General features: G+C 61.1%; 19 protein-coding genes and 1 riboswitch. Of the genes, 8 read left to right on the top strand and 11 right to left on the bottom strand.

Annotation, left to right across the window (positions count from 1 at the left end; genetic code table 11):
• Positions 1 to 21 precede the first annotated feature (21 nt).
• Positions 22 to 126: riboswitch (TPP riboswitch) on the bottom strand.
• Positions 127 to 254: 128 nt separating this feature from the next.
• The 3 genes from glgX (at position 255) to treZ (ending at position 6844) form a co-directional block, all read left to right on the top strand.
• A complete protein-coding gene (gene glgX / locus P8A24_RS05080; protein WP_278057540.1) occupies positions 255 to 2474 on the top strand; it encodes a glycogen debranching protein GlgX in 2220 nt (739 codons plus the stop codon).
• Positions 2475 to 2633: 159 nt separating this feature from the next.
• Positions 2634 to 5144 carry a malto-oligosyltrehalose synthase gene (treY, locus tag P8A24_RS05085; protein WP_278057541.1) on the top strand — a complete coding sequence of 837 codons (2511 nt, stop codon included), beginning with the start codon at positions 2634 to 2636 and terminating at the stop codon, positions 5142 to 5144.
• A complete protein-coding gene (treZ, locus tag P8A24_RS05090; protein ID WP_278057542.1) occupies positions 5141 to 6844 on the top strand; it encodes a malto-oligosyltrehalose trehalohydrolase in 1704 nt (567 codons plus the stop codon). Before treY ends, treZ begins: the two co-directional genes overlap by 4 nt.
• Here the strand turns inward: treZ and P8A24_RS05095 are convergent.
• Positions 6813 to 7838: a lipid II:glycine glycyltransferase FemX gene (locus tag P8A24_RS05095; protein ID WP_278057543.1), complete on the bottom strand. Its 1026-nt coding sequence runs from the start codon at positions 7836 to 7838 to the stop codon at positions 6813 to 6815. The genes treZ and P8A24_RS05095 overlap by 32 nt on opposite strands.
• An 84-nt stretch (positions 7839 to 7922) precedes the next feature.
• Here P8A24_RS05095 and P8A24_RS05100 point away from each other — a divergent pair, with 84 nt between their 5' ends.
• Both P8A24_RS05100 and P8A24_RS05105 read left to right on the top strand, forming a co-directional pair.
• Positions 7923 to 8498, top strand: coding sequence for a DUF3000 domain-containing protein (locus P8A24_RS05100; protein ID WP_278057544.1), 576 nt, complete (start codon positions 7923 to 7925; stop codon positions 8496 to 8498).
• Positions 8495 to 9694, top strand: coding sequence for an HRDC domain-containing protein (locus P8A24_RS05105; RefSeq protein WP_278057545.1), 1200 nt, complete (start codon positions 8495 to 8497; stop codon positions 9692 to 9694). The genes P8A24_RS05100 and P8A24_RS05105 overlap by 4 nt, the downstream gene beginning before the upstream one ends.
• A gap of 1 nt (position 9695) precedes the next feature.
• Here the strand turns inward: P8A24_RS05105 and dxs are convergent, their stop codons facing one another.
• The 3 genes from dxs to P8A24_RS05120 form a co-directional block, all read right to left on the bottom strand.
• The gene (dxs, locus tag P8A24_RS05110) at positions 9696 to 11564 is read right to left on the bottom strand and encodes a 1-deoxy-D-xylulose-5-phosphate synthase (protein ID WP_278057546.1); all 1869 of its coding nucleotides are present in this window, start codon (positions 11562 to 11564) and stop codon (positions 9696 to 9698) included.
• A 79-nt stretch (positions 11565 to 11643) separates the two neighbouring features.
• Complete coding sequence (locus P8A24_RS05115) at positions 11644 to 12843, bottom strand: class I SAM-dependent RNA methyltransferase (protein ID WP_278057547.1); 1200 nt, start codon at positions 12841 to 12843, stop codon at positions 11644 to 11646.
• The gene (locus P8A24_RS05120) at positions 12844 to 14655 is read right to left on the bottom strand and encodes an APC family permease (protein ID WP_278057548.1); all 1812 of its coding nucleotides are present in this window, start codon (positions 14653 to 14655) and stop codon (positions 12844 to 12846) included. It lies immediately after the preceding gene.
• Between the two features lie 44 nt (positions 14656 to 14699).
• Between P8A24_RS05120 and P8A24_RS05125 the strand changes: the two genes are divergently transcribed.
• The gene (locus P8A24_RS05125) at positions 14700 to 15368 is read left to right on the top strand and encodes a potassium channel family protein (protein ID WP_278057549.1); all 669 of its coding nucleotides are present in this window, start codon (positions 14700 to 14702) and stop codon (positions 15366 to 15368) included.
• Positions 15365 to 16033, top strand: a complete 669-nt coding sequence (locus P8A24_RS05130; RefSeq protein ID WP_278057550.1) for a potassium channel family protein — start codon at positions 15365 to 15367, stop codon at positions 16031 to 16033. The genes P8A24_RS05125 and P8A24_RS05130 overlap by 4 nt, the downstream gene beginning before the upstream one ends.
• 5 nt (positions 16034 to 16038) lie before the next feature.
• On the opposite strand, the gene P8A24_RS05135 is transcribed toward P8A24_RS05130, so the two are convergent.
• The 4 genes from P8A24_RS05135 to P8A24_RS05150 all read right to left on the bottom strand — a co-directional run bounded on the left by P8A24_RS05135 (position 16039) and on the right by P8A24_RS05150 (position 17948).
• The gene (locus P8A24_RS05135) at positions 16039 to 16710 is read right to left on the bottom strand and encodes a DUF3159 domain-containing protein (RefSeq protein ID WP_278057551.1); all 672 of its coding nucleotides are present in this window, start codon (positions 16708 to 16710) and stop codon (positions 16039 to 16041) included.
• Complete coding sequence (locus tag P8A24_RS05140) at positions 16707 to 16958, bottom strand: single stranded DNA-binding domain-containing protein (RefSeq protein WP_278057552.1); 252 nt, start codon at positions 16956 to 16958, stop codon at positions 16707 to 16709. Before P8A24_RS05140 ends, P8A24_RS05135 begins: the two co-directional genes overlap by 4 nt.
• Positions 16959 to 16961: 3 nt before the next feature.
• The gene (locus tag P8A24_RS05145) at positions 16962 to 17579 is read right to left on the bottom strand and encodes a DUF3710 domain-containing protein (RefSeq protein WP_278057553.1); all 618 of its coding nucleotides are present in this window, start codon (positions 17577 to 17579) and stop codon (positions 16962 to 16964) included.
• A gap of 72 nt (positions 17580 to 17651) precedes the next feature.
• Positions 17652 to 17948: a DUF4193 domain-containing protein gene (locus P8A24_RS05150; RefSeq protein WP_278057554.1), complete on the bottom strand. Its 297-nt coding sequence runs from the start codon at positions 17946 to 17948 to the stop codon at positions 17652 to 17654.
• Between the two features lie 180 nt (positions 17949 to 18128).
• Between P8A24_RS05150 and sepH the strand changes: the two genes are divergently transcribed.
• Positions 18129 to 19247 (top strand): septation protein SepH, encoded by a 1119-nt coding sequence (gene sepH / locus P8A24_RS05155; protein WP_278057555.1) that lies wholly within the window; start codon positions 18129 to 18131, stop codon positions 19245 to 19247.
• A gap of 12 nt (positions 19248 to 19259) precedes the next feature.
• On the opposite strand, the gene P8A24_RS05160 is transcribed toward sepH, so the two are convergent.
• From P8A24_RS05160 to P8A24_RS05170, 3 genes are read right to left on the bottom strand one after another with little or no spacing between them, the layout of a single operon-like run.
• Entirely contained in the window at positions 19260 to 19895 is a 636-nt protein-coding gene (locus P8A24_RS05160) for a thymidine kinase (protein ID WP_278057556.1), read from the bottom strand.
• Positions 19892 to 20986, bottom strand: a complete 1095-nt coding sequence (locus P8A24_RS05165; protein ID WP_278057557.1) for an alkaline phosphatase family protein — start codon at positions 20984 to 20986, stop codon at positions 19892 to 19894. The genes P8A24_RS05160 and P8A24_RS05165 overlap by 4 nt, the downstream gene beginning before the upstream one ends.
• Positions 20983 to 21540, bottom strand: a complete 558-nt coding sequence (locus P8A24_RS05170) for a DUF5998 family protein (RefSeq protein WP_278057558.1) — start codon at positions 21538 to 21540, stop codon at positions 20983 to 20985. Before P8A24_RS05170 ends, P8A24_RS05165 begins: the two co-directional genes overlap by 4 nt.
• Positions 21541 to 21612 lie beyond the last annotated feature (72 nt).

Raw genomic sequence — 21612 nt, forward strand, 5'->3', positions numbered from 1 at the left:
GTGGAGGGCCTACCTGGGCAGGTAGGGAGAGACTTCACTTCCTCCGCCGGCATGACCCGGATCAGGTGTGAGGGTCTGCGGACCTTTCCGCACTCTCAGCGCGCTCGCGCTCCCCTGTGACGCCCACAATTTTATCAGGAGGAAAGTCCCGGATCGCTCATTGATTGTTGACGCTCGCCACATATTCATTCAGCCCACAGCGGCACGCGCGGACACATCGAGCACGATCTGTGTGCACGTGGCATATTAAGCACATGGAAATTTGGCCAGGAAAACCCTATCCGCTCGGCGCAACCTACGATGGCGCCGGAACGAACTTTGCCATCTACTCATCGGTGGCTGAGAAAATCGAGCTCTGTCTCATTGCAGACGACCTCACCGAAACACGCGTGGAGCTTCGTGAAGTCGATGCCCACGTCTTCCACTGCTACCTGCCCGGCATCCGCCCGGGACAGCGCTACGGCTTCCGCGTCTACGGGCCGTACGATCCGGCGTCGGGCAACCGATGCGATCCGTCGAAGATCCTCCTCGATCCGTACGCGAAAGCGATCGACGGCCAGGTGGAAAACGATCAGTCGAACTTCTCCTATGATTTCACCAACCACGAGGAGCGCTCGGAGCAAGATTCGCTCGGGCACACTATGCTCTCCGTGGTGATCAACCCCTACTTCGATTGGGGCCACGATCGCCCGCCGCGCCATCCCTACCACAAGTCCGTGATCTACGAGGCGCACGTGAAGGGCATGACCGCCACCCACCCGGGCATCCCGGAGGAACTGCGCGGCACCTACATGGGCATGGCGCACCCGGCGATGGTGGAGTACCTCAAGGAGCTTGGCGTCACTGCCGTCGAACTTATGCCGATCCACCAGTTCGTCAACGATACGGCCCTCATCGACCGCGGCCTGTCGAACTACTGGGGATACAACACGATCGGCTTCTTCGCACCGCAAAACACGTACGCCGCCGCAGGAACCCGCGGCGAGCAGGTGGACGAGTTCAAGGCCCTCGTGAAGGCCTACCATGCGGCTGATATCGAAGTGATCCTCGACGTGGTGTATAACCACACGGCCGAGGGGAACGAGATGGGCCCGACCCTCTCCTTCCGCGGAATCGACAACGCCTCGTATTACCGCTTAGTAGACGGCGACGAAGCGCACTATTTCGACACCACCGGCACCGGCAACTCGCTCAACATGCGTTCACCGCATTCGCTCCAGCTGATCATGGATTCGCTTCGTTACTGGATCCGTGAGATGCACGTGGACGGATTCCGTTTCGATCTCGCCTCAACTCTCGCGCGTGAACTCCACGCCGTCGACCGCCTGTCCTCCTTCTTCGATATCATCCAGCAGGATCCGGAGATCTCGCAGGTCAAGCTCATCGCCGAGCCGTGGGATGTTGGCGAGGGTGGCTACAACGTGGGTGAGTTCCCGCCGCTGTGGACGGAGTGGAACGGAAAGTACCGCGACACGATGCGCGATTTCTGGCGCGGTGAGCCATCGACGCTCTCCGAGTTTGCTTCCCGCCTGTCCGGTTCTTCGGATCTGTACGCAAATTCGGGCCGCCGCCCGTTCGCGTCGATTAACTTCGTCACCGCCCACGACGGCTTCACGATGCGCGATCTCGTGTCCTACAACGAAAAGCACAACGAGGCTAACGGTGAGGATGGGCGCGACGGCGAATCCCACAACCGCTCGTGGAACATGGGCGCGGAGGGCGAGACCGACGATCCGCAGATCCGCGCGATCCGATTGCAGCAGATGAAGAATTTCTTCGCCACGCTCCTGTTCTCGCAGGGCGTGCCGATGATCTCCCATGGTGACGAGATTGCGCGCACACAGGGCGGCAACAACAACGTTTACTGCCAGGACAACGAGATCTCCTGGATCGACTGGCAGATCGACGACGCTAAGCGTGATCTTTACCAGTTCGTCCGCTCCGCGATCGCGTTGCGCAAGGAGCACCCGGTGTTCCGCCGTCGTCGCTTCTTCAAGGGCGACGCCGATCGCGGCGGTACATCCGAGCGCGGCGACATCGAGTGGATGCGTAACGACGGCCAGGTGATGGGCGACGGCGATTGGGGCACCTCCTACGCGCGATCCATCATGGTGTTCTTGAATGGCGATCGCATCGCGGAGCCAGATCTGCGCGGCGAGGAGATTAAGGATGACGATTTCATTCTCGCGTTCAACGCCTCTGATGAGAATCTCTCCTTCCATCTGCCTCTCAACGAGAACACTCCCGAGGGCGTGTGGCACAAGGTGCTCGCAACGAACGTGTCGCTCGAGGTGCCCAGTGAGATGAACGCTGGCGACGAATTCGAGGTCGCCTCGCGTTCGCTCGTGGTGTTGCGCCGCGAGCGCCGCACCCCCGTGGCTGTGAACACGTCGAAGGCAACGCTCGAAGAACTCACGAACCTCGATCCGGCACCGTTCGAGGAGGAAGAGGCTCCTGCCTCCGATCCGTCCTGATCACGGCATACGATGAAGGCCCGGCAGCCCCGCTGTCGGGCCTTCATTCTTTTCAACAATCGCACAGCTATGCGTTCAGCCATGCCCCGGCGTCGGCTGATCGCGTAATCGGACCCGCACCACCGGCGTCGGTTCCCACGCCCGCGTAGGGTAGGACGCATGAGTGAAAATACCCGCCATCACACGCACGTTCCCGCCACCGGTCGGCGCACACCGGTCACGTCCTATCGCCTCCAGCTCAACGCGGACTTTACGTTTGCCGACGCCGAGTCGATCATCCCTTACCTCTCCTCGCTCGGTGTGACGGACGTGTTCTTCTCCCCCATTCTTCAGGCGGCTCCCGGTTCGACTCACGGCTACGACGTCGTCGATCACTCGCGTATCTCCGAAGATTTGGGCGGTCGCGCGGCATTCGAGCATGCGGCACGCGCCTTCCACGAGGCGGGAATGGGCGTGATTGTGGATGTGGTTCCGAACCACATGGCGGTGCCCACTCCCCTCTACAAGAATCCTGCCCTGTGGTCGATGCTCCGCGACGGCCACGATTCTCCTTACGACACGTGGTTCGATTTCGAACCGAGCGAAGCCGGCGATGGTCTCCTCCTCGCCGTGCTCGGAGATCGCATCGGCAACGTGCTCACCTCCGGCGAAATCACCGTGGAGAACATGGTAGTTCCCGGCTTCGAGGCCGACGGCGAAGTACCGGTTTTGCGCTACTACGACCATGTGTTCCCTGTGCGGGCCGGTACCGAATCGCTACCACTGGCCGAGCTCATCAACCGCCAGTACTACCGGCTTGCCTACTGGCGCGTGGCGAACGACGAGCTCAACTACCGTCGTTTCTTCGACGTCGATACTCTCGTTGCCGTTCGCGTGGAAGACGACGCCGTTTTCCGCGCCTCGCACGCGCTCCTCCTGGAGCTTTTCGATACCGGTTTGATCGACGCGTTCCGCATCGACCACGTGGACGGCCTGGCCGATCCGCGCGGCTACCTGCGCCGCCTCAACGAAGCGACCAGCGGGGCGTGGATCGTTGCCGAAAAGATTCTCGAAGGCGCCGAGCAGCTCCCCTCCGATTGGCCGATTGCCGGCACCACAGGCTATGACACACTCCGCCACGTGGGCGGGGTACTCACCGAGCCCGCTGGAATCGCCCACCTGATCCAGATCTACACCGAGGAATCAGGGCGCCCGCAGTCACTCGCCACGATCGAGCACGATGCGAAACGCCAAATCATCAAGGAGTCCTTGTTCTCCGAAGTGGACCGGCTCTCTACCCTCATCTGGGAGATCTTCCACGCGGACGTGCGCCTGCGAGATCACACCTTCCGCTCTATTTACGAGGCGATCGTGGAACTCGTGGTCAACATGCCGCGCTACCGTGCCTACGTGGTGCCTGGCGAACGCCCAGATACGATCGACGAGGAGTTGCTCCGCTCGGTCGCACAACAGGCTGTAGCCAACCTGGACGAGTTCCGTAGCGAAACGCTCTCCGTCGTCGTCGAGCTCCTGCTCGGGTACGAGGTCGGCTCAGCGGGCCGCACCCACGAAGACAAGCGCAACGAGGCAATCGTGCGCTTCCAGCAGGTAGCCGGAGCAGTGATGGCCAAGGGCGTCGAAGACACCACTTACTACCGCTACACGCCGCTGACCAGTGCAAACGAAGTCGGCCACGGGCCGGCCCACATCGTCGCGTCCACCGACGCATTCCACGCGTTCGAAAACCACTTGCATGAAGCGTGGCCGACCACGATGAGTACCCTGTCCACACACGATACGAAGCGCGGAGAAGATACCCGCGCCCGAATCGCCGTACTCTCCGAGTTCGCCACCGATTGGGGCGCAGCGCTCACAGCTGCTCGAACCGCCGTCGCCGAAGAGTGCCCTGCAGAGCTCGACGGCCGCTTCGAAAACCTCATGTGGCAAACGCTTCTCGGCACCTGGGTAGGCGGCGAACCGATTGAAACGGATCGTCTGCGCGCCTACTTCCTCAAGGCAGCACGCGAACAGAAATCCTGGACGACATGGACCGCTCAAGACGAGGGCGCCGAAGCGGACATGCTCGGCTACCTCAACGCGATCCTCAGCAATGACGAGGCGCGCACCATCCTCACGGACTTCGCCGCGCACATTGCTCCGGCCGCGCGCAGCTATCTCCTCACATCGAAGGCGCTCCAACTCACTGGCGTCGGGGTTGCTGATATCTACCAAGGCGAGGAAATCACCCAAACGTCGCTTGTCGATCCCGACAACCGGCGCCAGGTCGATTTCCCAGCGCTCGCGGCCACGCTCGAGGCTCTCGATTCCGACGGCCTGCCCTCCACTCCCACGCTCGACGAAGAGAAACTCTTCCTCACCTCGCGCCTGGCCCGGTTGCGCCGTGAACGGGCACTTTCCGACCCCAAGTGGGGCTACCTTGCGCTCCCGGTTTCCACCGGTCACGCGCTCGCCTTCGCCCGCACCGACGCCGACGGCGAGGCTCAACTCGTCACCGTCGGCACGCGTTTCGCCGGCTCACTCGAGCGCAACGGCGGCTTCGCGGCCCACACGGTGGTCCTTCCGCAGGGCAACTGGCACGACGTTCTCACGGGCCGCGACATCGCAGGCGGCGTGGTCAAACTCGACGATCTGTTCACCGATTTCCCTGTGGTGGTGTTGGAGCGAGCATGAAACTTTCCCTGTGGGCGCCAAACGCCACCGACGTCACGTACGAGACCAACCACGGGCCCATGCCGGCGGCTCCAGCCGAGAATGGCATGTGGGAGATCGATCTGCCAGTGGACGAACGCTACCAGATCCGGCTCGACGGCGGCATGCCGTTGCCCGACCCGCGCTCCATGTGCCAGCCCGACGGCCCGCACGGCGTGAGCGAGGTGGTCGATCCAGCGAGTTTTGTTTTCCACCACGATCGCGACGCCGGTGATCTCACGGGGCGCGTCTGGTACGAGCTCCATGTGGGCACGTTCACGGAGGAAGGAACGTTCCTCTCGGCGATCGAAAAGCTGGATGCGCTCGCCCAGCTGGGGATCGACGTCGTCGAACTCATGCCCATCGTGCCGATCCCAGGCAAACGCAACTGGGGCTACGACGGCGTCTCCCTCTTCGCGCTCAACCCCGCCTACGGGCGGCCGGAGGATCTCGTTGCACTCGTGGATGCCATCCATGAGCGCGGAATGGCAGCCGCCCTCGACGTCGTGTACAACCATCTCGGGCCCGACGGCAACTACCTTGCCCAATTCGGCCCCTACTTCACCGATTCGCACCACACGCCGTGGGGCTCGGCTGTGAACATGGACGCTCCCGGCTCCGAGCACGTGCGCCGATACGTGGTCGACAACGCGCTCCAGTGGCTCGAGCACTATCACTTCGACGCGCTTCGCCTCGACGCGGTGGACCACCTCAAAGACGATTCCCCGCGTCACATCCTCGCCGAAATCTCCGATGCCGTCGGTGAGGCAAGCAGGCGAACCGGGCGAACGTTCACTCTCGCCTACGAATCCGACGCCAACAACCCGCGCACCATCGCACCGACGTCGGCGGGCGGGCGCGGAGCAAACGCACAGTGGGCCGACGACGTCCACCATGCCCTGCACGTGTGGCTCACTGGAGAAACGAACGCCTACTACCAGGACTATGCCGAACCCGGAACCCTTGAGAAAGCGCTCGTTGACGGCTTCACCCGAACCGGGCAAGTCTCAAAATTCCGAAAGGTGGCATGGGGACAATCTCTGCCCGCGGACGTCAACGGGCACGCGCTAATCGTCTTCGACGAAAACCACGACCAGGTAGGCAACCGCTACCTCTCCGACCGACCAACCGAAAAGCTCACCCCTGGCGAGGTAGCAATCTCGCGCGCGCTCATCCTGCTCTCCCCCTTCACGCCCATGCTATTCATGGGCGAAGAATGGGGCACGAAACGCCGCTTCCCGTTTTTCACCAACTTCGGCAACGACATCGGGCAACACATCCTTGCCGGGCGCATGAACGAGTTCAAAGACTGGGATTTCGGTAGCACACACGAGGACATGCTCGACCCGCAAACCACCGAGGCTTTCGAGGCGGCACGGCTAGATTGGAGCGAAGCAGACTCACCGGAAGGCTCGCGAATGCGCACCTTCGTTCGCAAGCTGATTCGCTTGCGCCACGCAAGCCCCGACGTCGCAAGCGGAAACCGAGTTGAAACCGAGGCGCACGTCGGAGCCGACGGCGGCTGGTTGCGCCGCGGAGAAACGCTCGTCGTGTTTTCCAAGGTAGCCGGCGACGTCGCCGCCCCGATCGACGGACGCGAACCAGTCCTCGAATGGGAACCGGTGCGCGCCGAAGCGAACTCGGTAAGGTTCAGCGGGAGCGGGATCGCAGTTTTTCAATAAGGCGGCGCTTCGCTTTCAATCCTGCCACCAGGCCGCGGTAGAAAAGCGGGCGCAAGGGGTAATCCCATGCGCCTGGGATCTCAGTGATCTCTTCGGAAAACTTCGTTTTAAAACCACGAACTCCCGCAAGTTGTGGTGCGCGATCGGAATCGATCCCCATCAGATCAAACACCTGCACGCCCGATTCCTTCAAGAACTTCGCCATCGACCACACCAAAAGATCCGGGGCGCCGCTCTTGCGGCCCTCCTCGTTCGACGCGGCGTAGTAGTACGAGGCGTGCGCACCGTTGACGGTGCAGATCCCCCAGCACAGCGGGCGGCCCCCGCGACGCACAGTAAACAGGCGCCCATGCTGCGGGCCGAGTGCGCTCAACATCAGCTCATAGGTTTGCCGTGGCGCGATCCCGAACTCGTCGCGTGCGCCGGTCTCAACAAGCAACTCGTAGAGCTCGCCGAACACAGCTGACGCACTCGCGGTTTCCTCCGCCGCGACCATTGTTTCGTCCCTCAGGGCCTTGCGCACATCGCGACGCCCACGCTTCTTCATCGCATTCATTCGCTCCTCGTCACTGGGTGTGAGATCAAGCACAACAGTGCGATCGTAGGTCACAGACTGGAGCAAATCCACCAAATCATCCGCAGGCTCAGCATGAAGACGAATGAACGCGAGCGACCGATCAGCCTCACGCACGATCGCCGCAAGCCCCTCGCGGAACTGACGTTCCATCGTCGGAGTTGGCGCGGTGAACCACACCGGCCCGTGTTTCGCCCACAAGTAGGTAAAACCGCGCCCCTCCAGCGCCGAGAGGGAAATCACTGCCACGGGATCACCGTCGAGAATCCACGCGAAGCGCCCCCAGGGGCGACGCCCAGCTACCGCCTCATCGAACGGATCCCATGCCCCCGACTGCTCGAGCGGCAACGGAACACCAGCACTCTTCGCCAGCTCATCCAACTCGGCGGAATCAATTCGAACAAACTGCGAACGGCTCATCTCATTCCTCTCATCGTCATGCGGCTTCTATCCTACCCGGCGCGCCATATGACACTCGCCCCACTCGCCATTTAGAGTTTTTATATGCAAACGCCCCAGGAATTTATCACAGCCCTCGATTCGCTTCGCGGGCAGAAATTCCGCCCCGAGTTGCACGTGGTCCAGATTCCCCCACCAACACACATTGCACCCTGGACAGTTGCGCTCCAGGCGGAGGTCAATACGTCATCCGATCTGGATCCAGAGTTTTATCTTGGCGAAGCCAAGTTCGTGGTACTCCACGATCCTCAGGGCCAGCCAGCGTGGAACGGAAACTTCCGCGTCGTCGTCCATGCGAAAGCTCCGATGGATTCCGAGCTCGCTGGAGATCCCCTACTTGGCGAGGTTGCCTGGAGCTGGCTTGCCGAGTCACTGGACCACCAGGGCGCCTCCTTCCATACACTCGGGGGCACCGTCACGCGCGTCTTCAACGAGACTTTCGGTGGCCTCACGCTCGGAACGTCAAAAGTCGAACTTGAGTTGCGCGCCTCGTGGACTCCCCACACCGAGTACCTCACCGAGCACCTCCTCGGGTGGGCAGATTTCGCAGCGAAACTTGCAGGGCTGGGCCCGTGGGAAGAGAACGTCTCCAGCCTGCGCAGAAAGGTAGAAACAATTTGAGCGAGGATATCGACGCCCGCCCCTTAAACGAACCATTTGACGGGATTCCCCCGATTACCCACGACGACGTCGCCACTGCCGTTGCTACCCTTGCACAGTCGCCTGGGAAGGTTTTTGCACTCGATACCGAACGCGCAATGGGAATCCGCTACTCCGACCGCGCCTACCTCGTGCAGGTCAAAAGCGAAAATTCACCAATTTACCTCATCGATCCGGTTGGTGTTGAAGACAAACTCGGTCCTCTCGCTGATGCACTGTCCGGCGAATGGATCCTCCACTCTGCTGATCAAGACCTCCCGTCGCTGCGCGAACTCGGCCTTGAGCCAACCAAAGTGTTCGACACCGAGATGGCAGCGCTTCTCCTGGGCTACGATCACACCTCCCTCCAGCACCTCGTCGCCGATCTTCTCGGCTGGTACTTGGCGAAAGAGCACTCAAACGCCGATTGGTCGGAACGTCCACTCGGGCCAGACCTGCGCGCGTACGCAGCGCTCGACGTCCAGTTGCTCCACGAACTGCGTGATTCACTCACTGAGATGCTCAAGAATGCTGGCCGGTTCGACTGGTTCGAACAAGAGTGTGAAGAAATACGCATGCGCCCTCCGAAACCGCCGAAGGCACAGCCGTGGCGCCGAGCCGCGCGGCAAGCTGGAGTAAAGGACCAGCGCGCCCTGGCAATGATCGAGCAACTGTGGAAGGTTCGCGACGAGATCGCGAAATCTCGCGACCTCAACCCCTCGAAAGTGTTCCCCACCAAGCTGGTGGGCGAGCTTGCCTCACACAAGCTCCGCTCCTATGCGGACCTGAAGCGTTCGCCTTTGCTTCGTCGACGCGAGCGCCAAAAGCTAGTCGCCCCATTCTGGGAAGCAATCGACGCCGCATGGCATACTCCTGAATCGGAACTTCCTGCGCGGAAGTTCCGCGATCCGAACCGTGACCCATTCCCTCCAACGAACCGCTGGGACTCCGTGAACCCCGAGGCTGGCCGCCGGTGGCACGCAATACGAGATCGCATTTTCTCGCTCGCTGACGAACTCGGAATCCGCCAGGATGTGCTCCTCAAACCGATAGTTCAGAAGACCGTCGCATGGAACGGATGGAGCTCAACCTCGGATCTTCACCGTGCACTCACCGCTGCAGGCGCACGGCCGTGGCAGATCGAGCTCACCGTGCCGGTTCTGGCACAGACCGCGTAGGTCAGTTCAGCATGCGCCGAGCTGCCTCGACAACGGCGGCAGCGTCCATCCCCTGAGCCGTCAAAATATCCTTACGCGCGGCATGCAGGAGGAATTCTTTCGAGATGCCGAGCGTCTCGATCCGCACATCGGAACCAGCTTCGCGAACACTGCGCGCAATCTCGGAGCCAATACCGCCGTCGATCAGTCCGTCCTCGAGGATGACGGCACCTCGCGAGGAAGCGATCAACTGCGCCAGTTCCGTCGGTACTGGCAAAACCCACGTCGGATCCACAACGACCACAGGGGCATCGATGCTCCCTGCTGCGTCCATCATCGTGTGAGCGAGAGCACCGACCCCGACGAGCACGAGTGGGCGAGGATCGTCTGAATCGAGGAGAATTTCGATCGTTCCGATTGTTCGCACAGCGGGCAACGCCGGCGGCATCGCACCTTTCGGATAGCGGAGAAGCGTGGGCCCCTCGCTCGCGACGGCGGTGCGAAGTTCTGCTCTCAAGGTCGCTTCATCGCGTGGCACGGCAACCTTGAGCCCTGGAATCATTGCGGCGAGCGAGAGATCCCACATGCCGTTGTGGGATGGGCCGTCGTCGCCCGTCACTCCCGAGCGGTCGAGCGAAATAGTGACGTTCTCACCGTGGAGCGCCACATCCATCAACAGTTGATCGAAGCCGCGATTCATGAACGTTGAGTACAGTGCGAGGACTGGGTGGTAACCGGCGTGGGCGAGGCCTGCGGACATTGTCATCGCGTGTGCTTCCGCGATTCCGACGTCGATCACGCGCTGAGGGAACGCTTCCTTGAGCGGTTTGAGGCCCACAGGGTTCATCATCGCCGCAGTGACTCCGACAACCCTCGGGTTCTCCTTCGCGATCGATGCGAGCTCGTCCGCGAACACACTGGTCCAGCCAAACCGTGACGGCGCAATCGGCAGGCCCGTCTCTGGATGGATCTTCCCGATCGCGTGGAAGCGATCGTCTTCGTTCGTCTCCGCAGGTTTGTACCCGCGGCCCTTCTCGGTGATCGCATGCACCACAACTGGGCCACCGAAATCGCGTGCCATTGTCAGTGCTTCTTCGAGCTCTCCAATATTGTGGCCATCGACAGGGCCGATGTATTTGAGGCCCAAGGTGTCAAAAATGCCCGCATCGACAAGCATTTCCTTCATTCCGCGTTTGAATCCGCGCAACGCACCGTATGTGAGCTGGCCGGGAAGACCGCCCGCCTGCAAGGTGCGCTTGCCCCAGTTGAGGAAGCTTTCGTAGTTCTTCGACACGCGCATCGAATCGAGCTTCCTGGCCGGATCGAGCGACCGAATCACGCCACCCACTGTGGGCGAATAGGAACGTCCGTTGTCGTTAAGCACGATCACGACCGGACGGTTCGGATCCTCAGCAACATTATTGAGCGCCTCCCATGCCATGCCGCCCGTCATCGCGCCGTCACCAATGATCGCTACCGCATGATTTGTTGAACCTGACAGCTGGAAACCGCGCGCGACGCCGTCCGCCCACGAAATGGCTGTGGAGGCGTGAGAGTTCTCCACGACGTCGTGCTCGGACTCCGCTCGCGACGGATAGCCAGACAGGCCGCCGGCCTGACGCAGATGATCGAAATCGTGACGACCGGTGAGGATCTTGTGCACGTAGCTCTGATGCCCAGTGTCGAAAATCAGTGGATCGCGTGGAGAGTTGAACACGCGATGCAGAGCGATCGTGAGCTCGACGACGCCCAGGTTCGGACCGAGGTGCCCTCCTGTGGCTGCAACATGTTGAACGAGAAAATGGCGAATCTCCTCACTCAGGGTAGCGAGTTGCTCCTCGCTCAGCGTGCTGAGATCCGCCGGGCTTGTGATCGTTTCAAGAATCGACATGCACTACTCCTCGCTTCCATGCTGGCGTCTATGCCAAAGGACCTACCCAGCAATCTTACGTGGCATCGCCGCCTGGCGCTCACTCAAAAACGCTGACAATCTCGACGTGATGGGTGTGCGGGAAGATGTCGCGAGCCTGCGCTGAGACGAGTTCACGCCCATTTTCAATGAGTGCCTGAGCGTCTCGCGCCATCGCTGCAGGATCACATGAAACAAGCACGATACGGCGCGCATTCGAAGTAGCGGCAGCCTGCGCTTCAGCCTTGCCTAGCCCCGCACGCGGAGGATCGGCGATCACGACGTCGGCGCCTGAGGCGAGCTGGGCAACTTCTCTCACTCCGATCTTCCCGGCGTGGAGCGTGGAGTTGCCAAGCCCGCTAAGATTCTCGCGCGCGTCGGCGACGGCATCTGCGGAGCCTTCCATCGTGACCAGCGCACCGGCGTCGCCGATCGCTTTCGCTATCGGCAGGGAAAACAGGCCCGCGCCGGAGAAAAACTCAGCCACACGTTCTCCCCCGTGTAAGTCCGCGCCCGCCATCACGAGCTGCAACAGTGTGCTCGGCGCCTTTGCGTGCACCTGCCAGAAACCATCGGGAGAAATCTCGTAGTCGTAGATCTGGCTTGCCGTGGTCGCGCGCTCCGCAATTTTTCCACGGAAACGATCGCCAGGCGCCGTGTAAGCGCGCCCGCCGTATACCACGACGTTGTCGCCCGACGCCGGCGCCACCACGTGCACCCGAGTGCCCGCAGCGATCGCACCATCCCATGCACCGCCGAACAGATCGAGATCCTCCAGCTCACGAACGCCCAATGGCTGGGAGGCAAGCGCAACCAGATCATGCGAGGACTCACGATGCATCCCCATTCCGTGGGGAAGTTTCACCAGGTCGAAGCGGGTGCGCCGTCCCCAGCCGTCGCTCAAATCTACTGGCTCGACCGTCAGACCCGCTAGCGAATCTGCCAGCTCTTGAGAGCCCAGACGCCTCGCGAGCTGACGGATCACTCCCGCCTTCAACTCGCGCTGGTAGGAAAGCTCGGCGTGCTGATAATCCGCAGCTCCGACTCGCCCCGCAGCGCCGTCGGGCCACACCTCGTCCACGCGATGGGGGGACGCCTCGAGAACGCGAACCACGCGGGCAAATTGAAGCTTCGAACGCTTCTTCGTCACTTCAACGTCGACGACCTCGCCGGGGAGAGCACCGCGCACGAACACGACTTGGCCGTCGACTCGGCCAACGAATACGCCCCCGTGGGCAACGTCAGTGATCTCAATCTTCACTTAACTCTCCTCACGCTCGGTTTCGGCGTCGGTTAGCTGGAACGGAACCTCCATGATCGTCACGCCAGGTTCCATGCGCAACTCCGAAACGATCGCCGGAGTGGTGTGCGAGACGAAGAAACGTTGCCAAGCGCCTGTGGCCATCACAAGCGCAGTGACAACGACGACCAGATCGCGCGGATGCTGCTGGCGAGCGGCGCGAATGTACTCAATCACCGGGCCGCGTGCGGCGCCGCGGGGCGTTCCGAGAACTGTGAGTGGAACCGCAATCTGGCCACGGCGCCAGTCCTCGCGGATGGCGCGGGTCTGTGCCGGGTCGATGTCGACGGCGAGAGCTTCCAACGTGGATGGGCGCAACGCACGGGCCATATCGAGTGCCCTCAGGGTAGGATCGTCAACCCTCGATACCAACACATAGGTTCGAAGCCGCACCGGGATTTCACGGCCTGCGCCGAGTGAATCGGCGGACAGTTCGTCGGCGATACGCAATTGCCCACGACGCAAAATCACCAAAAATGCGCCCGGAACGGCAAGCATCGCCACGTCAAGGAGCATCCACCACGGTTGCATGTAGGTAATCGCGCCAAGCGCGATTGTGGCAAGGATCCCAAAGAAACGAAACAGCCAGCTTTCGATCCGTGCACGACGGCGAACATCCGACACCGTCGAGGAACGCAACTTCGCCTTGGCGCGGCTCACGAGCGCCGCCGCACCGAGAACGCCCATCACGAAGGTTGCCACCACAAAGGTAATCGGGACAACACGCGCAGACGACAAAACGTGCACTCCGATACCACAAATCACGGCGATCACGATGAGGATGAGGTTTCGTGAACGAACCGAATCACGAGCAGCGAGCCGGCGGGGAACGAGTCCGTCGACGGCGAGCTCACGGATGAGCCGCGGGAGCTGTCGGAACGACGTGTAGGTGACCGCGACACCTGCGAGCCCAATGGCAACGGCGACAACGTATTGCGGGATCTCTCCCATGAAAGCGGCGGCCATCGACAACACTGGCAGGGCGAGGCGTTCGCCTGGCAAACCGAGCACCACCGTGAGGTAGAGCGTTGCGAGAATGACCAGGAGTGAGGGCAAGAAGGCCAGAACAAGGCGTTGCATATCAACACGGCGTTCTTGGGCAGGAACCATGATCCGCTCTGCTGTGAGGAGGAGGAGACCTGTGGGGAATAGCGACGCAATAACGACGGCCGAAAACCCGCCCTGCGACGTTTTCGCTTCGGTGGCGAGCACATCGAGGCGTGCCGTCGCCACTTCGTTCCACTCGATCCCGCCTGTCGTTTCGAAGAACAAGCCAACAGCAAGAACGACAATCGCCATCGCGAGGGCTGCGGTCGTGGAAATCACCGTCCACCGTAGGTTTCCGACCCAGTGGCGCAATAGCACAACCACAGCTGCGAAGGCGATAATCGCCGTCGCAATCCAGGGCGCGAAATCACTCACATCGACGAAAGGAATCAGCGCCGCTGTTGTGAGCTCAGTGCCCAGAATCGAGACTGACGCATAGGCCACGATACGAGCCGAGGCCACCATAATCGCCGTCTGCGGCGAAAGGAACGCCCCTGCCAACTGGTGGAGCGAACGCCGGGGAGCAATCTGGCGCACCTGAACAAGGCCATACGCCACTGCGAAGAACGCTCCGATTCCCACGAGAACAGCGAGGAAGATCCCCCAACTCGCATGAAACTGAGGAGTGGAACGGAGCATCGTTTGCGGCACGATGAGGGCTGCGAGGCCGATCAGCACAACTGACGAGGCTCGCGACACCGACATTTCTGTTCTATTCTTGGACATCAGGAAACACATTACGCCAGGATTCACGCAAAGGAGTTCTCCCCATGCATTTTGTGGTGATGGGATGCGGGCGAGTCGGCTCGACACTCGCAGTGGACTTGGTGAATCGTGGACACTCAGTCGCCATCATCGATCGAGATCCTGCCGCGTTTCGCCGTCTGCCCGAAGATTTCCCTGGACAGCAGGTCACAGGGCACGGCTTCGACCGCGACATCTTAATCCAGGCAGGAATCGAGGAAGCGCACGCCTTCGCGGCAGCAGCCTCAGGAGATAACTCGAATATCATTGCGGCGCGGGTGGTCCGCGATACCTTCGGAGTTTCCAACGTCGTCACTCGAATCTACGATCCGCAACGTGCCACTATCTATCAGCGCCTCGGTATCGATTCCGTCGCACCCGTCACGTGGACGGCCGATTCCATGCTCCGAGCTCTCATTCCGCTCGGCCCTCACGAGGACTATTCGGACTCAGCCGCAGGAATTTCTCTCATCGAGGTCGACGTCGATGACGCCTGGTTCGGTACGTCTGTCACAGACGTCGAAACCGCAACAAGCGCACGCGTCGCCTACATTGTGCGAGCAAACAAAGGACTCTTACCCCAGCCCAGCACCGTCCTCCAAGACGACGACCGTCTGCACATGATGGTTCCGACGTCGCGAGCAACCGCGGTGCAACGCATTCTCAACCATCCGCCGACGGAGGACATGCTATGAAAATCGTCATTGCTGGAGCTGGGTCCGTTGGCCGCTCGATCGCCCGCGCGATGATCACTCGCGGCGATACCGTCGTGCTCATCGACCGCAATCCCAGCGCAATGCGCGTGGCTTCGGTTCCCCAGGCTGATTGGCTTTTGGGAGATGCGTGCGAAATTTCAGTACTGAACGACGCCGGCGTCAACGAAACCGATGTCGTCGTCGCGGCAACCGGCGACGACAAGGCAAACCTCGTACTGTCGCTCCTGTCGAAAACCGAGTTCGGTGTGCCCCGCGTGATTGCCCGCAACAACAACCCCGCGAACTCGTGGCTCTTCGACGAATCGTGGGGCGTGGATGTGGCAGTCTCGACGCCCGAGATTCTCGGCTCGTTCATCGAAGACGCGATGGCCACCGGCTCGCTGATCCGGCGTCTGACCTTCGAAGATTCCACCATCGCACTCTTCCAGGGCACCGTTGCGAAGAACGCACCTGTGGACGGCCGTGCCGTTCACGAGATCGAGTTGCCACTCGGTAGCCGCATCTCCTCGATCGTCCGCTCGGGAATCACCGTGGCACCCGAGCCCGATATTGCGGTGCTCTCAGGGGACATCATCCTCGTTGAGATCGACGAATCGACCAGCGGAGCAACAGCACAGGTCGCCGCCTTTATCGGGCAAAAATAGATCGCTTAGTTGGTGGACGCGGCTGGAGTCTCATCCGGTGTACCGGCGTCACTCACAGCCGGCAAATCGTGCACAAGCATCCATGAGAGCCACACAAGAACAGCAAACAACGGAAACCCCATCAGGAGCTTTGCCACGCCGAGCGCCGACGTCGCCCCCGCAAGATACAACGGAACCTGGACCGCCATCCGGATCCCGAAGAGAGCCGTAAACAACGCCGTCACCTGCGTATAGCGACGTCGGGTGACATCCGGGCGCGCCCACCAGCCTGTCAACTCTCCACGAAACGCGCCAATTAAAAAACCAGCGAGCGGGCGACGAACGAGTAGGGAGACAGCGAACGCAAGGAAATACGCCGCGTTCGTCAGCAAACCCCACAGGAAGAAGTTCGACGCTTCTCCTGTATGCCACGTCAGCGCAGCAGAAATCGCTGCCGCACAAAAACCGCCCACCGCTGGTGCGATAGGGATCCGCGTCAGCGCACGCACAGCGATGAAAAGTACAGCCAATGCGAGCGACAACCACAACGCAATATTGACGCCCCACACAAGGTAGGCGATCAGGAAAACCAACGTGGGGAGCGAGGATTCGACAATGCCTCTGACACCGCCGACGGCCTCGAGCGCATCGAAATCGTCACCGAACATCGCACTCACTGCGCCACGGGTTTCGCTCATGATTCCTCCGCCAGGATCGTATACGTCGGGTTAAACAAGGTGGGTGCGCCAGCTACTGTCACAAGATTGCCACGGACGTTGAGTTCTTGACCAATATCGATCGCGCTCAAATGACGCCTCGACATGAAAACCATCCGGAGCACCGCCGTGCCCACCTGGAGCGAGACCACCACATTCGGCGCGTCCGATGCGCCCGGATAAGTCACAGAAATGACGCTCCCGCGCACGTTAATGCGCCGCTTTGCCATAGGCTAGCTTTCGACTGGCTGGAGGCTGGCCTGAATCTGCTCCGGAATCTGCAAAGCGAGAAGCTCACGGGGCGGATGCGGCTCTGAGCCACGGCGAACAGCCACGCGATCGAGGATCTGAAGAATGTGTGCGGCCGCCGCATCGTCAGCACCGGCACGACCGTACAGTGTTGCTCGGAGAAGCCAACGGTGGCCGTCGATTCCAAGGAAGCGGTGAGGCGCCGTGCCGCCCTCGACCGGCATCTGTGCACGCAGTTCCTTGCCATAGGTGCCATCAACTTCCACCGACGATCCACCCTGGGCGGCGATCGACGTGCGCATATCGAGACGAACCTCGTCCCAAATGCCGCGCGACTTCGGAGCAGCGAACGCCTGCAACTGCAGCGCCGACCCGTCAAGAACATAGACGACTCCGACTACGGTGGTTCGATCTTCGTTGAGGGTGAGCTGAAGCTGGGCGCCAGGGACCGCAGGAATCAGGAGCGAACCGGCGTCGAGGAGTTCGCCAGGTTCGGAGATTTCAGCCGCGTCGTACGGGCCGTGGGCGGCCTTCTTCGGCTTTTCCTCAGCCGCCGGTGCGGGCGCGCTCGTTTCCTTCTTCTTGCGTGAAAACCAACTCATCTGCTGTGCCTTTCGTTCTTTCCTTGCCCTACAGTACCGCAACGGCCCGCCAACTGGCGGGCCGGAGCGATGTCAGGCTGCACACTCGAGGCAGACCGGAAGGCCGTTTTCCTCGTAGGCAAGCTGCGAGCGGTGGTGAACAAGGAAGCACTGGCTACACGTGAATTCGTCGTCCTGAGCAGGAATCACGGCAACCGAAAGCTCGACGTTCGACAGATCCGCTCCGGGGAGCTCAAAGCCCTCCGCCGCTTCGTTCTCGTCTTCGTCCACGGTGCCCGACTGCTGGTCGGAGTGCGCTTTCAAAGCCTCCAGAGAATCTTCCTTGATCTCCTCATCTTGCTTGCGTGGCGCATCGTAATCTGTGGCCATCGTGACCTCCTTCAATTTCCTTGTCGCGGTACTGCTGAGCGTGCCTCAGCCTGTCCCGGAGGCGCCATGCGGCGCCTGTTTGTTCCCGCTGTTTTTACCAGATTTTTACGCGTTTGTGAAGTCCAATTATGCGGTGAGCTATTTTCTGCATTCGACCTGGGTGAACACACCGCCGCAAAAATGGGTATTTACCGCCGTTTCGTGGCACTCTTGATACTGGAGATTTGGGAGGAATACATGATCGATCTTGAGCTGTTGGGTTTGGTTCCAGACGGCGACGCACTGAGTTTAAACGACGCCGACGGCAACCGCTACCGCCTACCGATTACGTCCGAGTTGCGTGCGGCGCTCCGAAAGGACGTGCGCGCAAGCGCCGAAGAACCACCCCGCCCGATCACTCCGAAGGAAATCCAGGCGCATTTCCGCGCAGGATTGTCGGTCGCTGAGGTTTCTGAGCTAACGGCGATCCCGCCGGCCGATCTGGACGGCCTGGCGCGTCCGATCCTCGCTGAACGCCAGTACACTGCACTCCAAGCCCGACGCTGGATGTTAAGCAAGGAAGCCGGCTCGATGAGCCTGGAGGAGCTCGTCGGCTCGCGCCTTGCCGCCCGAGGCGTTGATGCTCATTCGATCGAGTGGGATTCGTACCGCAAGAACAATGAGCGCATGCTTGTTGCTGAGTTTGTCATCGGCGAGAAGCAGCACCTCGCCCAGTGGCGGATCGATATGCAGGCTCACACTGTGACCGCCACGAACGACGAAGCCGCCTGGCTCACGGAAACGCAGATCCCTACCCCAGTTTCTCCGTGGCGTCCGCTCAATACGCCCGACATGAGCGAGAACACCGCATCCCTCGAGGCGCGTCGTGCTCGCCATGCGCTTGAGGCGGCCGAAAGCCCGGCCAGCCCGGACAGTGCCCTCTCCCCCGAAACTCCCCATGCTGGGGCGTCGATCGATGAAATGCTTGAATCGCTTGATTCGCAGCGTGGTGTTGCACAGCCGATGCCCGAGTTTGATGGCGCCCATCGGGCAGATTCCGACGTCGACGGCGCTACCGACGCCACGATTATCGAGTTCCCCGGGAATACTGCACATGCCGAACAGGAGTCAGCCGCAAGCGCCGATGACGAACCCGCCGAGGAAGCAAATTCTGCCGAGGAACCGAGCGAAACCCAGGCTGAAATCCCGAATATCCCGCCGTCACCGGAGCCGTCTCACAAGGAGTCGAAGAAACGCAAGGGGCGCCCGTCGATGCCGTCGTGGGACGAGATCGTGTTCGGCTATTCGAAAGACAGCTAGACAGCTAGAGAGCTAGAGATCGAGCGTTTGAGGCGACAGCTCCGAGGCATGCGCCGTCGCGGCAGTCATGCCACGCATGTGGTGATAACGGCATAGCACCTCGTATGCGACGGTGGCGCCGCCGGTATCGCCGACCACCACCTGCTCGCCCTCGGTCACCATCACGCCGTTCACGGTACGGGCGTTGTGCGTGGCTCGCTTCCCGCACCAGCACAACGCCTCCACCTGAAGGCGTTCGATACGGTCTGCGAGTTCCATCATGCGCTGGGAGCCTTCGAACAGCCTCGCGCGGAAGTCCGTGGTGATGCCGAATCCGTACACGTTGATCCCGATCTCGTCGACGATACGCGCGAGCTGATCGACCTGCGGGCGGCTGTAAAACTGCACTTCGTCGCAGATCAGCCAGTCGACGCGGCCTTTCTGACGGGCGGCCGCAACCTCTTTCCAAAAGTCGGTGGTGGGTTCAACCTCGACGGCATCCTCGATCAGTCCGATACGCGAGGAAAGCTTGCCGCGTCCTGCACGATCGTTCATCGTGAAGATGATCCCCGCAAGGTCGCGTTGGCGGAAGTTGTAGGCGGTCTGCAAGGCGAGAGTGGATTTTCCACAGTCCATCGTGCCCGAGAAAAAGACCAGCTCAGCCATCATGCCACCTCCATGATTAGGGGAACATACATTTCGTCGTCGGTGAGAGAGCCATGAACACCGATCAGGTCGATCGCCGACGATGGTTGCGTGGTGGAATCTACCACGACGCAGGTGCCTTTCATGAACACCAACACGTCTGGCAGGCGCTCGACGACGTGTGGAAGTACAGGCCCCATGATTCCCGACGCCGCCACCTGAGCTTTCGTGTAAACGGTTGCTTTGTCGCCAAGGAACTCTCGCCAGCGCTGGGCGACGTCGTCAGGGACCTTCGTGTGAAGGTGAAGGGCACGCGGTTCGCCTGCGATCACCTCGACGCCGGTGCGCAGCTCACGGTGGGCAGCGATGTCGATCCGCTCGGACACGTCGATCATTCCGTGATCGGCGGTGAGAACGACGAGGGTGTCTGTGGGGACGCTCGCGAGCAGTTGCCGGATCCCTGCGTCGACTGTTTCGAGGGCACCGATCCACGCGTGAGAATTCCAGCCGTCTCGATGGCCAGCCTTGTCCACGTGTTCCCAGTAGAGATAGACGACGTCGGCGCTGCCGCGCAGCGCACGGGCAGCGGCCTCGACACGCTGGTCGAGAGTCTTTGCTCCGATCGCCTGAGCTCCGCGCAGGAACGTGCGCGAGAAGCCCGAGCCAATGAACTTCTTCGCCTGGACAACACGCACCGCGCTGGCACGATCACCGAGGCGCTCAAAGAGCGTGGGCTGGGATTGCCAGAGTTCGGGTTTGGGAAGATGCTCCCCCTTCCACGACACGAGCGAAAACACCTCACCCGTTGCGGGATTGCGCATCGAGTATCCGAGCATCGCAGTTTCGCCTGGCTCTTTGCCCGTACCGATCGCTGCGAGAGCGGCGGCCGTCGTCGAGGGAGCCACGGTTGTGATTGCGCGATCCACGCCGATTGCGCGCAACGTGGGGGCATGCCCTCGCCTCGCTTGTAACTGGAGCGCACCCAGGCCGTCCACAACCACAAAGCACAACTTGCGCGCGGAGGGAAAACCTAACGCACCGGCGTCGGCGGCTCCCGAAACACCGTAACCGACGGCGTCGAGTGCGCCAGCCAGTGCGGCCGTCACCTCGCTCACCGGCCACCACCAAGAGCGGCCTCAACCTCACCCATGAACGCGAGAGTCGGCGCAAAATACTCTCCGTCGGAAAACCGTTCCGTGAAAATCTGGAAATCGTCGTTCGTGAGCATCCCGATAAACCCGTGATCGAGCGTGCACTGAGGATCCTCGCACATGCTCGGCAAAATCTCGGTGGACCAGGACCCTCCCCAGCGCAACCGCAAGACTGCGGAGTTAAGCTGGCCGAAATCATCGCCGTCCACTTCACGACGGCGAATCACGTGATGTTCACGCACCTGATCCAGGCTGATCACCTGAATATCGGAAACCAGCTCACCCTTCGCTGTGAAATCGTGGGAAATATCCGAAAACAGCACGACAAGCCGGGTGGCTGTCAAAACGAAGACGACGGCGCGTTCGTAGACAGCGTCGTCGTCGAAAGCCGTTTCGGGACGCGCAAAATAGGCACGTACTTCCTCGTTGCCCACTGCCAACGCGACATCATCGACGAGAGCGGCCCCGTGCGGGCCGGCTAGACGCATGGCACGAGCAACTTCGGAAAAATCAATCATGCTTCTATTCTTTCACCTCGGCCCGCCGTGTGCGAGGTTGAGCGAGGTATGCCACCCGTGGCGTTCCCCCTA

The organism is Arcanobacterium wilhelmae (assembly GCF_029632765.1).
In the GTDB taxonomy this organism is placed as follows: Bacteria; Actinomycetota; Actinomycetes; order Actinomycetales; family Actinomycetaceae; genus Arcanobacterium; species Arcanobacterium wilhelmae.